This is a genomic window from Planococcus koreensis, assembly GCF_004761975.1.
Taxonomy (GTDB): domain Bacteria; phylum Bacillota; class Bacilli; order Bacillales_A; family Planococcaceae; genus Planococcus; species Planococcus koreensis.
In genome coordinates this window covers 67,874-81,722 of record NZ_RQII01000048.1, presented here as the reverse complement: position 1 = coordinate 81,722, position 13,849 = coordinate 67,874, and the positions used below count along the sequence as shown (strand labels likewise).

The following is a 13,849-nucleotide window of genomic DNA, read 5'->3' as shown; positions in this document are numbered from 1 at the left end:
GAACTTCTGCAGCTTTCGCATGGTTGATCGCTTCTACTGTCTGAGGCATAACGCCGTCATCAGCAGCTACGACGATAATGGCAATATCCGTCACTTTTGCTCCGCGTGCGCGCATAGTTGTAAACGCTGCGTGTCCAGGAGTATCAAGGAACGTGATTTTTTTGCCATTGTCAACAACCTGGTATGCGCCGATATGCTGCGTGATTCCACCAGCTTCGCCTGCAGTCACTTTCGTGTTGCGGATCGAATCCAGCAAAGTTGTTTTACCATGGTCAACGTGTCCCATGATTGTAACAACTGGTGGACGCTCTTGTTGAAGCGCTTCGTCTTCAGGCTCGAAGTAAACTTCAAGGTCGGATTTATCAACCAAGATTTCTTCTTCAACTTCCACTTCATACTCAGCACAGATCAATTCGATTGCATCTTTATCAACTCTTGGTTAATGGTAGCCATTACGCCGAGCATGAATAATTTTTTGATGATTTCAGACGGCTCGCGCCCTAATTTTTTCGCCAATTCGCCAACAGTCAATGACTCGCTGAACGTAATTTTAGCTGGCAATTCTTTTTCTCTTTTCGGCATCGGCGGCAGTGGGTTTACCGGCTGCTGCTGCTGATTTTTGCCTTTGCGGTTGCGGTTTTGTCCGCCGCGCCCTGGACCGCCGCCGCCTGGACGGTTATTGCGTTGTCCCGGGCCTGCTGTCGGTTTAGCCGCTTTCGGTGTAAAGTTGGAGCCTTTTGCCGGAGCTGCAGAAGAGCGGCTCTGGCCTCCTTGTCCACCAGTTTGTGGACGTGATTGGCCTTGTCCTTGTGGACGTGATTGCCCACCGCTTTGCGGACGTGACTGGCCTTGGCCTTGCGGACGTGATTGCCCGCCGCTTTGTGGACGTGACTGGCTTTGGCCCTGCGGACGTGATTGTCCGCCGCTTTGCGGACGTGATTGAGTTTGGCCTTGTGGGCGTGATTGCCCGCCAGTTTGCGGACGGCTTTGTGTTTGTGGACGCTGCCCTTGTGCAGAATTTTTATAAATGCCGTCCAATTTTGTTACAGCATTGTCTTCCAATGTTGCCATATGGTTGGCAACCTCAATATTCAGCTTAGATAACTGCTGAATGATTTCTTTGCTTGGCTTATCTACTTTTTTAGCGTACTCGTGTACTCGAATTTTGGTCATCTGCTCACCCCCGGTTATTTTCATCGATCAAGTTCTTGATTTTCTTCGCAAAACCAGCATCAGTTATCGCTACGGTTACGCGCTCTGCCTTGCCGATTGCATGCCCCAATTCGAAACGCGTTCCGAATACCTCGAGGTCGACATTATAAGATTTGCATTTATCATGCAATTTTTTGTTTGTATTTTTTGAAGCGTCTTCGGACAAGAGGACCAATTCCACATTTCCTTTGCGCACTTCATTTACTGTCATTTCTTCCCCGGTTATCGTCATGCGAGCGCGGGTAGCCAATCCCAGTAATTGTAGGATTTTATCTTTATTCACTATTGCTTCAACTGCTCTCTTTGGACAACGCGAATCAATTCGTCGTAAATTTCAGCAGGCACTTTCGTTTCCAGCTGATTGTCCAATACTTTCTTTTTGCGTGCAATTTCAATAGCCGATTCCGACTTTGAAACATAGGCGCCGCGACCCGATTTCTTGCCGGTCAAGTCGACGAAAACTTCGCCTTCTTTGTTGCGCACAATTCGGATCATTTCTTTTTTAGGATGCATCTCGCCTGTAGCCACACACTTCCGTAATGGAATTTTCTTTTGCAGAGCCAACGGACATCACCTTTTCCTGATTATTCTTTTTCACCGTAAAAATCGAAATCTTCAAGATCTTCATCAGACTCGACTTTTACAATCGATGCGTTTTCGTTAGGGTAGATGCCCATTTCACGCGCATCCGTCTCACTCTTGATATCGATTTTCCAGCCAGTCAACTTCGCTGCTAAGCGTGCATTCTGGCCCCGTTTGCCGATTGCCAATGACAATTGGTAATCCGGTACGACAACAGTCGTCGATTTTTCGTCATCATTGACTTGGACATCGAGAACTTTAGAAGGGCTCAATGCATTTGCCACAAAAATCACTGGTTCTTCAGACCACTCAACGATATCGATTTTTTCGCCGCTTAACTCGTTGACGATTGTCTGTACTCGAGCACCTTTCGCTCCGACGCATGATCCAACTGGATCGATGTCATCCCGGTGTGCCACAACAGAAATCTTCGAACGGTCTCCTGCTTCGCGTGCAATCGATTTGATTTCAACAATTCCTTCATAGATTTCAGGAACTTCATTTTCAAAAAGCCGGCGCAATAATCCCGGATGTGTCCGCGACACAAAAACTTGCGGTCCGCGCGTCGTGCGCTCAACTTTCGTAATATAAACTTTGATGCGGTCATGCGGCTGGTAAGATTCGTTCGGCATTTGCTCAGTCTGCGGCAGTACCGCTTCCACTTTGCCCAAGCCGACATACAGATTGCGTGCATCCATGCGTTCCACGATGCCATTGACGATGTCGTCCGCACGATCGACGAACTCTTCGAAAATCAAGCCGCGTTCCGCTTCGCGTACACGCTGTGTCACAACTTGCTTAGCCGTCTGAGCAGCAATTCGCCCGAAATTGCGCGGCGTCACTTCTTCTTCGACAATATCGCCTAGCTCGTAAGCTGGGTTAATCGCTTTAGCGTCTTCAAGTGAGATATGCAGGAACTCATTTTCCACTTCTTCGACTACATCTTTGCGGGAATAAACTAGCATTGTGCCAGTACCCAAATTCAAGTCAACGCGCACATTCTGTGCTTGGTTGAAATTGCGTTTATACGCAGTGACCAAAGCAGCTTCGATCGCTTCAATCAATACATCCCTAGAAATACCTTTTTGCTTTTCCAATGCATCCAATGCATCTAATAACTCGTTACCCATTATTTTATCACTCCCACGTTCTTCAATCAGGTTTTACAGAAAAATCAATGGCCAAACGGATGACTGCAATTTTCTTGCGGTCGAAAGTGGCTGTTTTTCTGCGTGTTTTGATTTTGATTTCAATTTGTACTTCATCTTCAGTAAACGACTGCAAATAGCCTTCGAATTCCTTTGCACCATCGATTTGCTCATAGGTTTTGATGTAAACAAGCTTGCCGATCGCCTTTTCAAAGTCCTTTTCTTTTTTCAACGGGCGTTCAGCGCCTGGCGAAGAAACTTCAAGGAAATAATTCTGTTCGATCGGATCAAGCTCATCTAAAATTTCGCTAAGCTTTTCACTCACTAATGCACATTGTTCAATGTCGATCGGTGCTGCTGGATTATCCACATACACGCGAAGGAAATAATTGCGCCCTTCTTTGACAAACTCCACATCAACAAGTTCAAGGTTCAATTCTTCGGTGATGGGCATTGCGATTTGTTCGATTTGTTCAGTAATTTTACTCATACATGCCTCCCGACAATTTTATGCCATAACAACAGAAAAGAGCGGGAGAACCCACTCTTTCGTGACAGAGCTATTCATAAATGTTACTACAATAATACCATAAAGCCTGGTGCTGTGCAACCTGCTAGAAGAGGGACAGCTGATTGGCGTCCGGCATTCCTTCAAGGCAGCCATGGTCATCCATGTATTCGATGATCGTCTTTGAAACGCGTCCGCGCTGCTGAAGATCTTCCTTCGACAAGAACGTCCCGAGTCCGCGCGCAGCAACAATCGATTTCGCTGCGTTCGTCCCAAGGCCAGGAATAGCATTGAACGGAGGAATCAGGCTGGTGCCTTCGATGATAAACTCGTCAGCGGACGATTTATACAAATCGACCTTTTGGAATGTAAAGCCGCGCTCCACCATTTCCAACGCCAATTCCATGACCGTCATTAAGTTCTTTTCTTTTGTTGAAGCTTCCAGCCCTTTGGAATTGAGTTCATCCAATTTGGCGCGGATCGACGAGGAACCTTTTGCCATTGCATTGACATCGAAATCCTCAGCACGCACCGTGAAATATGCTGCGTAATACAGAATCGGGAAATGCACTTTGAAATAAGCGATGCGGACAGCCATTAATACATAGGCTGCAGCGTGGGCTTTCGGGAACATGTACTTGATCTTTTTGCACGATTCAATGTACCAATTCGGAACCCCTTCTTTTTTCATCGCTTCTTCCATTTCAGGCGTAAGGCCTTTCCCTTTTCGTACGGACTCCATTATTTTAAATGCCAATGAAGATTCAAGTCCCTGATAAATCAAGTAGACCATGATATCATCCCGGCAGCCGATAACATCCGACAGCTGGCATGTGCCATTTTGGATCAGTTCCTGGGCATTGCTCAACCATACGTCAGTGCCGTGGGACAATCCGGAAATCTGGACCAGTTCCGAGAACGTCGTCGGCTTTGTTTCTTCAAGCATCTGGCGCACAAAACGCGTCCCGAATTCCGGGATGCCATAAGTTCCTGTTTTACAGCCGATCTGTTTTTCAGAGACGCCCAGTGAATCGACGCCGGAAAAGATTTTCATGACTTCCGGATCGTCGGTCGGGATTGTTTTCGGATCGATTCCCGACAAATCCTGCAACATCCGGATGACCGTCGGATCATCGTGTCCGAGAATATCCAGTTTCAACAGATTATCATGGATCGAATGGAAGTCGAAATGCGTCGTTTTCCATTCTGAATCCTGGGCGTCTGCCGGGAATTGGATTGGCGAGAAGTCGTAGATGTCCATGTAATCAGGTACAACGATAATGCCGCCGGGATGCTGGCCAGTGCTTCGTTTGACGCCTGAACAGCCTTGCACCAAACGGTCGATTTCCGCTCCGCGAAGCGTCATCTCCCGGTCGTTGGCGTAGCCCCGGACATAGCCGTAAGCAGTTTTCTCGGCAACTGTACCGATTGTCCCCGCACGGAATACATTGTCTTCGCCGAATAATTCTTTCGTGTAATTATGGGCACGGGATTGGTAATCCCCACTGAAGTTCAAATCAATATCGGGAACTTTATCCCCTTTAAAACCAAGGAACGTTTCAAACGGAATATCCTGGCCTTCTTTTTGGAACGGAATCCCGCAATCCGGACAATCCTTATCAGGCAAATCAAAACCGGAGCCGACAGAACCATCATCAAAAAACTCGGATGCTTTGCATTTCCGGCAGATGTAATGCGGCGGCAGCGGATTGACTTCCGTGATTTCGGTGAGTGTTGCAACCAACGATGAACCAACCGACCCCCGGGAGCCTACCAAATAGCCGTCATCCAAAGACCGCTTAACCAGCTTATGGGAGATCAAATAAATGACCGCGAAACCGTGGCCGATAATGGACTTCAGTTCTTTTTCGATGCGTGCTTCAACAATTTCCGGAAGCGTCGGACCGTAAATCTGATGGGCCATGGAATAACTCAATTCCCTGACTTCCTCGTCTGCGCCTTCAATTTTCGGCGTATACAATTCATCTTTGATCGGTTTGACCGTGTCGATCATATCCGCAATCTTATTCGAATTCGCTACGACAAGTTCATAAGCTGTTTCTTCGCCTAAAAAGTCGAACGCTTCGAGCATTTCATTGGTGGTGCGGAAATGGACTTTCGGCAGTTTGTGGCGGTTCAACGGATTCGCCCCGCCTTGTGAACCGATCAATACCTGGCGGAAAATGGCATCTGTTTCATCCAAGTAATGGACATTCCCTGTCGCCACCAACGGGATTTCCAATTTGCGGCTGACTTTCACCAATTTGCGGATGACATCTTCTAAGTTCCATTCATCTCGGATCAATTCTCGTTCGATTAAATGGGAATAAACTTCTTTTGGATGGACTTCGAGATAATCATAAAATTTAGCTGTTTGTTCAACTTCTTCCATCGACTTTTGCATAACTGCTTCGAAAACTTCGCCTTTATCACAGCCTGAGCCGACCAGCAGCCCTTTGCGGTGGCGCTGCAGCAATGAACGCGGGATGCGCGGCACGCGATAGAAATAATCGATATGCGATGCAGAAACTAGCTTGAACAGATTTTTCAAGCCTTCGTCATTCTGGGCAAGCAGTGTGCAATGCGTCGGTCTTGCGCGTTTGTAAGCGTCGTTGCTGCCGACATAATCATTCAACTGATCATGGTAAAGAATGCCTTTCTGGTGCGCTTCTTTCAATAAATGCGTCAAAAGATAAGACGTCGCCTCGGTATCGTAGATTGCCCGGTGATGCTGGGTCAACTCGATGCCGAATTTCTTCGCCAATGTATTGAGGCGATGACTTTTCAGTTCTGGATGAAGCATACGCGCAAGTTCCAACGTATCGATCGTCGCGTGCTTTTTGTCGATGCCGTATTTTTTATAGCAGACGTACAGGAAGCCCATATCAAAAGCTGCATTATGCGCAACCATGATGTGGTCCCCTGCCCATTCGTGGTATTTGCGGATGACTTCTTCGACTTCCGGCGCGTTTTTCACCATATCGTCGGTAATGCCAGTCAAATCGATCGTAGTCGCTGATAGTTCATGGTGTGGATTTGCAAAGCTTTCGAACTTATCGATGATGTTGCCGCCTTTGATCTTCACAGCTGCAAGTTCGATGATTGTGTCGTAAACAGCAGACAGCCCCGTGGTCTCCAAATCGAATACGACGAATGTTTCTTCTTCAAGCAAGGCATGGCGCTCTTCGTATGCGATTGGCACTCCATCATCGACGAGGTTCGCTTCCAAACCGAAGATGGCCTTGATGCCATGTTTTTTGCTGGCCGCATAGGCATCCGGGAATGATTGCACACCGGCATGGTCCGTGATGGCGATAGCCGGGTGGCCCCATTTCGCCGCTTGAGCGACAAGCGAGTCCACAGAAGACACCGCATCCATCGCACTCATTGGTGTATGCAGATGCAGCTCGGACCGTTTGTCAGTTGCTGTGTCCAAACGCCTTACAGGATTGATTTCCACCATATCCTGAGCCATCATGACCAAATCGCGCACAAAGGTGTCCGTTTGGATTGACCCGCGCGCTTTTAGCCACATGCCTTTTTGGACATTTGCCATCAGTTCAGCATCTTCTTTGTCACGCGAGAACATTTTCACCAGAATCGAATCAGTGTAATCGGTGATTTTCACTGTTAACAAGGACCGGCCGCTTCGCAGTTCGCGCACTTCCACATCGAATACAAAACCTTCAATCGTAATCCGGCGTTCTTCGTCGACAATGGACTTGATCTCGGCAATCGGCTCATCCGGTTTGATATTGACTCCCATTTGGAATGGACCGGAATGGCCGCCGTTTTCTTTGCGGTCGGTATCGCGTTTTTTCATATCGGCTACAGCTTTCTTCGCCATTTCTTCCTCTTCCGCTAAACGTTCCTGCATGAAGGCTTCATGGGCCGCCTGCGCTTCGTTATTTTCTTCAGAAAGATGGAAGTCCACAACAAGCCGTGAAAAGCCGAATTGCTGGTATGCTGCTGCGAGTTTATCGCTGTATTTGGATTTCAGCGCCATCATTTCATGCTCGCGGCTGCATTTGACCATCAGCTTCTGGCCATTCCATTCCGGCGCTTGTTTAATAAGCTGTTCCCGCAATGGGGGTGCCATATCCGAAAACTCTTCCACGACGTATTTCCAATATTCCATAACCAAGTTTTCATCGGCCGAAGCCGCGTCGCTTTCAATTTGCAATTGGACTGTCGCAATAGAAGAGAAATTCGCGTAAAGCCGTTCTTTCAACAATAAATATAATTTCAAGGGCAAGGTCTGTTTTACTTTAATCATAAAACGCCAAGTCCGTTCTTTTTTATGGACTGTCATCCGAGTCAGTTCTGCCGCTTCGAAATAAGGCATATGCACATCGTCTGTTAAATCGAGATGCTGAAGAAGCAGATTAAACCGCATCTTTGGATCTTGCTGATTTGTCATAACTATCCCCTTTGTAACAGTATTATAAATTGAAAAAATAAAGGAAAGTACAAGTTGTACTTTCCTTTAATCATATCAGATTATCCGCTTATTTCTTAAAGAATTGCTGCAAATGGTCGAGCAATTCTTCGCGTTTCCACTCGAATGTCTCTCCCGTACGGCGATATTTCACTTCAAGAATGCCTTCTGAAGCCTTTTTCCCGACTGTAATGCGGACAGGCAAACCGATCAAATCCGCATCTGCGAATTTGACGCCCACGCGCTCAATGCGGTCATCAAGCAACACTTCATAGCGGTACGACTTCAATAATTTATAAAGGTCTTCGCCCAGCTCGCGCTGAGTTTCGTCTTTCATGTTAACCGGTACAATATGAATTTCATAAGGTGCAATCACATCCGGCCACGTAAAGCCGTTGTCGTCCTGGAATTGTTCAGCAACTGCAGCCATTACCCGGGAAACGCCGATACCGTAGCATCCCATAATATAAGGCATTGCACGGCCCTGGTCGTTCAGGAATGTCGCTTTCATCGGCTCACTATAAGTTGTGCCAAGCTTGAAGATGTGGCCGACTTCAATGCCTTTAGCGAATTTGATGACTCCTTCACCGTCCGGCGAAGCGTCTCCTTCTTGGATGAAGCGCAAGTCGGCAAACGTATCGATTGAGAAATCTTTTTCTGGTGTCGCATTGATGAAATGGAAGCCGGCTTCGTTCGCGCCAGTTACGCCATTAACAATTGATTTGACGGCATGGTCCGCATAAACGCGGATCGGCGATTTCAGTTTCACCGGACCAAGAGATCCGATTTCACAGCCCAATTGCTCCAACACTTCTTCAGGAGTAGCCATTTCCACTATTTTCGCGCCTGTTGCATGCTTCACTTTGACGTCATTGATTTCGTGGTCGCCACGCGATAAGACGATCACGAAATCCTCATCCGCTTTGAAAACCAAGGTCTTGATGCATTGCTCTGGAGATACGTTCAAATAGTCAGCTACCTCGGAAATTGTCTTTTGGTTTGGAGTCGCCACTTTTTCGATTTCTTTTTCGGCTTCGTTTGAAACTGGATACTCGACATTCACTGCCGCCATTTCGATATTGGCTGCATAGTTTGACTGGTCGGAATAAGCGATCGTGTCTTCGCCGATGTCAGACAGCACCATGAACTCGTGGTTGTCTTTTCCGCCGATTGCACCTGAATCCGCAATTACCGCACGGAAATTCAAGCCCAATCGCGTAAAGATGTTCGTGTAGGCCTGCATCATATCATTGTATGTGTCGTCTAAGCTTTCTGTAGTCGCATGGAAAGAATAAGCATCTTTCATCAAAAATTCACGGCCGCGCAGCAAACCGAAGCGTGGGCGTTTTTCGTCACGGAATTTCGATTGGATCTGGAATAAATTCAACGGCAATTTCTTATAAGATTTGATTTCGTCGCGCAAAAGGCTCGTGATGACTTCTTCGTGCGTTGCGCCGAGTGCAAATGCGCGGTTGTTGCGGTCCGTCAGCCTCATCAGCTCGTCGCCATATGAATACCAGCGGCCGGTTTCCATCCAAAGTTCTGCTTGCTGCAAGGCAGGAAGGAATACTTCCACACTGTTGACAGCTTCCATTTCTTCACGGATGACATTCTCCACTTTTTGCAATGTGCGTTTGCCCAGCGGCAGGAACGAATAAATGCCGCTCGTGTTCTGGCGGATGAATCCTGCACGCAATAATAGCTGATGGGACTTTACGTCCGCATCAGCCGGTGTTTCTCTTAATGTTGGGATAAAAGTTGCTGTTTGTTTCATTCCAAAATACACCTCAACTGACTGGTTAATTTTTATCGCTTTTTAATAATGGAAAAGCTGCTTTCTTAGAAGAAGAATTTCTGGATATCATTCCACGTTACGACGATCATCAATAACATCAGCAGCATGATTCCAACGAAATGGACCATGCCTTCTTTTTGGCGATCCACTGGCTTGCCGCGCAGCGCTTCTAAGATGAAGAACATAAGGCGCCCGCCGTCCAAAGCCGGAAGCGGCAGCAAGTTCATGATGCCCAAATTGATGCTCAACATACCGGCCCAACTCATTAACGTAAAGATGCCGTACTTCGCAACTTCTTCTGTCGTTTTATAAATGCCTACAGGACCGGACAATGCGTCAATCGTAAATTGGCCAGTGACCAGCATGCCCAGCAAGCGGAAAATTTCTTTGAACCAGAACACTGTCTGCTCTGCTCCATAAACGAATGACCCGAAAAAGTCCTTTTCCATCGGGCTTTGGTAAAGTACGCCAATGACCCCGACTTTTTCCGGAGATTCTTCTGATACTTCCGGAGTAATGGTAAAGTCCAAAGTTTCGCCGCCACGCTCCACTTCAAATGGAAGCGCGTTGCCGGCATTGCCCTGGACGATTGTGACCAACTCGTCCCAAGTCGAGATAGAAGTTCCGTCAATTTCGGTGACCAAGTCGCCGTTTTTCATACCGGCTTCTGACGCCGGGCTGTCTTCAGCAACTTCCGTTATCACCGGCTCGAATGTCGGAACCCCTTGCATCATGCCGAGCGCCGTGAAGATGAAGAAAGCCAGGATGAAATTGAAAAGCGGCCCGGCTAAGATGGTCATGAAACGATTGCCGACACTTTTCGAATCGAATTGGCGATCATACGGTGCCAAAATGGTTTCTTTGCCGTTCTCTTCAATTACAGCATCTCGGGCAACGCCGATCCGGACAAATTGCTCGTCCTCATCATAGCCCTTGATGTAAAGTTCGCGATCCAGGTCCGCTTCTTCCACTTCCAGAAACAGTATTTCCGGATGCATGGTTTTTTGGTTCATGATGATTTTTGTTGCAAGTCCTTCTTTATTCAGTAAAACACCTATACGATGTCCGGCTTGAATATGAATGGCATCCATTTCTTCGCCCGCCATTCGTACATATCCGCCAATTGGCAGGAGCCGCAGCGTATATAGCGTTTCGCCTTTAGTGATGCCTAAAATTTTCGGTCCCATTCCGATTGCAAATTCACGGACCAGAATCCCGGCTCTTTTCGCAAAGAGAAAATGTCCAAGTTCATGGAAAAATACCAAAGCACCAAAAATTATGACAAACGCTAATACTGTTTCCATTTAAACCCATCCTTATTAACCATACTCGGTTTTGTCTTAAGTTATTTTAGCATGTTTTTAACGGATTTTCTTGTTTGAGCGTCTGCATGGAGGATCGTCTCAAGATCCGGGCTTTGCACCGTGTCGTGGCTTTGCATCGCGCGTTCGATCATCTCTTCGATGTGCAGGAATTTGATTTCTCCGGCTAAGAACATGGCAACGGCCTGTTCATTGGCAGCATTGAAAATGGTTGTCATGGTGCCCCCCGTTCTGCCCGCATCAAATGCCAGCTTCAGCGCATGGAAACGTTCGTAATCCATGTCCTGAAAATGCAGTTTGCCGATTTCCGCCAGATTCAGCCTTTTGGCATTCGGTCTAGGCAAACGATCCGGATAAGTCAGCGCATATTGAATTGGAACTCTCATATCAGGAGTTCCCAATTGCGCCATAACACTCGTATCTTGAAATTCCACCATTGAATGGATGATGCTTTCGCGGTGCAGCAAGACATCGATATCGTCATATCCGAAGCCGAAAAGCACATGCGCTTCAATCACTTCCAAGCCTTTATTGACCATGGTCGCAGAATCGATGGTTATTTTGGCGCCCATCGACCAGTTCGGATGATCCAATGCTTCTTTGACCGTGACGTTTTCAAGTTCCGAACGCGCCAAGTCGCGGAAGCTGCCGCCGGATGCCGTTAAGATCAAACGGCTTGCCTGTTCAAGCTTTTCTCCGTTCAGCGCTTGGAAAAGCGCTGAATGTTCGCTGTCAACCGGCAAAATCATAGCGCCGTAACGCTTTGCGCTTTCCATGACAAGATGACCTGCCGTAACCAAGGTTTCTTTGTTCGCTATTGCAATGGTGCGGCCGAGCTTGATGGCTTCCAAAGTCGGCTCTAGCCCCACGCTGCCAATTACCGCATTCACTAAAATATCCGCATCGTATGTAGCGGCCTCAATCAAGCCCTTGCTTCCGGAAACGAACGACACTGCAGGAAATTCTGCTCTCAGCGCCGCTGCGTCTTCTTCGTTTTGCACACAAACGATTTCCGGATGGAACTCTTGGACCATTTCTTTTGTTAACCTTATGTTTTTGCCTGCCGAAAAGCCAACCAGTTGAAATTCAGTATGATGTTCACGGATGATATCCGCCGTCTGCACACCGATCGAACCGGTTGCCCCTAATAAAATGATTTTTTTGGTCATTCAGATGCTCCCTCTCCTAGATGAAATGTAGAAAATGCAATAACGGCATGACAAAAAGAATGCTGTCAAAACGGTCTAAAATCCCGCCATGCCCTGGTAGGATGTTGCCTGAATCCTTGACATTGAAATGTCTTTTCAATGCAGATTCAACCAGGTCGCCCATCTGTCCGAAAACAGAAGCGATAATCGTCACAATGATAATGATCAGAATCGGTTTATCCAAATCCACAAAATAATTCAAAATTAAAGCAATGCCAATTGCCCAGACAATGCCGCCGACAAACCCTTCAATGGTTTTATTCGGTGAGATTTCTGGCCATAATTTGCGCTTGCCGATTTTCCGTCCCGTAAAATAAGCCCCTGAGTCGGTGAACCACACAACCAATAATGCGTAAACGACATAATCCAGCCCTGCAGCACGTGTTTCAATCATGTAAAAGAATCCGACGCCAATATAAAGTGTACCTAAAATAGCAAAAGCAGCGTCATCGAATGTAAAACTATTCTTCACGACCACCGTGTGGATCAACAGCAATATAACCGCAAGAAAAGCGAATTCGACTTTTACATAACCAGTTGTTTCAAATACCCATTGTGCCCATTCATCTGGCATCATGAACGCATATAGCGCGATTAAAGAAATTAGACCGGGTATACTGAGCAAGCTTCTGCCCTTCATATTCAATAATTCCTGAAGGCCTACCGTTGCAAGTCCATACAAAAGTATGGTCAGCGGCGCACCCCCATAGATAACGAAGGGAATAAAGAGAGCTGCAGCAATGATTCCAGTGATAATACGCTGTTTCAATTCGCTTCTTCCCCTTTCAATCCTCCGAACCTGCGATTGCGTTTCTGGTAATTCTCAATCGCTTCGAGCAATGACTCTTCCCCGAAATCCGGCCACAAGGTTTCCGTGAACCAAAACTCAGTGTAAGCCAATTGCCAGAGCATGAAATTGCTCAAACGGACTTCGCCGCTTGTCCGGATCAACAAATCAGGTTCAGGCATGTCGCACGACATCAGCCCTGTGGTGATGTGTTCTTCGGTAATTTCCGAAATGTCCAATGTCCCAGCCGCTACTTGGGCTGCAATATTTTTCACTGCATCGACAATTTCAGCTCGGCTGCCGTAATTTAAAGCAAAGTTCAAGACGAGCCCCGTGTTGTCCTTCGTTGCTTCTTTCGCTTTTCTAACCGCTTCTATTGTATGGGCAGGCAGGTTGTGGTGATACCCCATCATTTCCACCCTAACGTTCTCTTCAATCAATTCCGGGAGAAACACAGATAAAAATTCTTCTGGAAGACGCATCAAAAAATCCACTTCCATTTTTGGCCGTTTCCAATTTTCAGTGGAAAAAGCATATAAGGTCAAATAGCTGACACCCAATTCGTTGGCCAGCTTCGTGATTTTTCTGACCGTCTTCATGCCTTCATGATGCCCCGCTACTCTCGGCAGCGAACGCTTCTTAGCCCATCGGCCATTGCCGTCCATGATAATGGCGATATGCTCAGGCACTTTTTGCGCCGCAGCAGCATATACTCGTTCATCATTTTCTATTGCAGTTTCTGTATCAGCCATTCGCTTTAATAATTTATTGAACATATTTATTCCTCCACCTATTACAAATCGGCATGTCTAATGCTTATCATATCAAAAAAAATAGCGTTGTGCGCTT

10 protein-coding genes and 1 pseudogene are annotated in these 13,849 nt (G+C 46.9%); all 11 read right to left on the bottom strand.

The window, feature by feature from the left end:
• Positions 1-1,173 (bottom strand): annotated as a pseudogene (locus EGV91_RS11495) (translation initiation factor IF-2 N-terminal domain-containing protein); the annotation flags it as partial.
• 4 nt (positions 1,174-1,177) lie between these two features.
• Positions 1,178-1,495 (bottom strand): YlxQ family RNA-binding protein, encoded by a 318-nt coding sequence (locus EGV91_RS11490; protein WP_135503861.1) that lies wholly within the window; start codon positions 1,493-1,495, stop codon positions 1,178-1,180.
• Entirely contained in the window at positions 1,495-1,776 is a 282-nt protein-coding gene (rnpM, locus tag EGV91_RS11485; RefSeq protein WP_135503859.1) for an RNase P modulator RnpM, read from the bottom strand. The genes EGV91_RS11490 and rnpM overlap by 1 nt, the downstream gene beginning before the upstream one ends.
• A gap of 20 nt (positions 1,777-1,796) precedes the next feature.
• On the bottom strand, positions 1,797-2,924 hold the full coding sequence (nusA, locus tag EGV91_RS11480) for a transcription termination factor NusA (protein WP_135503857.1): 1,128 nt from the start codon (positions 2,922-2,924) through the stop codon (positions 1,797-1,799).
• Positions 2,925-2,946: 22 nt separating this feature from the next.
• Positions 2,947-3,432, bottom strand: coding sequence for a ribosome maturation factor RimP (gene rimP / locus EGV91_RS11475; protein WP_135503855.1), 486 nt, complete (start codon positions 3,430-3,432; stop codon positions 2,947-2,949).
• A 124-nt stretch (positions 3,433-3,556) separates the two neighbouring features.
• Positions 3,557-7,870, bottom strand: coding sequence for a PolC-type DNA polymerase III (locus tag EGV91_RS11470; protein WP_135503853.1), 4,314 nt, complete (start codon positions 7,868-7,870; stop codon positions 3,557-3,559).
• Positions 7,871-7,958: 88 nt separating this feature from the next.
• Positions 7,959-9,662, bottom strand: a complete 1,704-nt coding sequence (locus tag EGV91_RS11465; RefSeq protein ID WP_135503851.1) for a proline--tRNA ligase — start codon at positions 9,660-9,662, stop codon at positions 7,959-7,961.
• Between the two features lie 65 nt (positions 9,663-9,727).
• A complete protein-coding gene (gene rseP, locus EGV91_RS11460) occupies positions 9,728-10,987 on the bottom strand; it encodes an RIP metalloprotease RseP (RefSeq protein WP_135503849.1) in 1,260 nt (419 codons plus the stop codon).
• Between the two features lie 41 nt (positions 10,988-11,028).
• Positions 11,029-12,174 carry a 1-deoxy-D-xylulose-5-phosphate reductoisomerase gene (gene dxr, locus EGV91_RS11455; RefSeq protein WP_135503847.1) on the bottom strand — a complete coding sequence of 382 codons (1,146 nt, stop codon included), beginning with the start codon at positions 12,172-12,174 and terminating at the stop codon, positions 11,029-11,031.
• Positions 12,175-12,190: 16 nt separating this feature from the next.
• On the bottom strand, positions 12,191-12,982 hold the full coding sequence (locus EGV91_RS11450) for a phosphatidate cytidylyltransferase (protein WP_135503845.1): 792 nt from the start codon (positions 12,980-12,982) through the stop codon (positions 12,191-12,193).
• Positions 12,979-13,776: an isoprenyl transferase gene (locus tag EGV91_RS11445; RefSeq protein WP_135503843.1), complete on the bottom strand. Its 798-nt coding sequence runs from the start codon at positions 13,774-13,776 to the stop codon at positions 12,979-12,981. The genes EGV91_RS11450 and EGV91_RS11445 overlap by 4 nt, the downstream gene beginning before the upstream one ends.
• Positions 13,777-13,849: the final 73 nt, after the last annotated feature.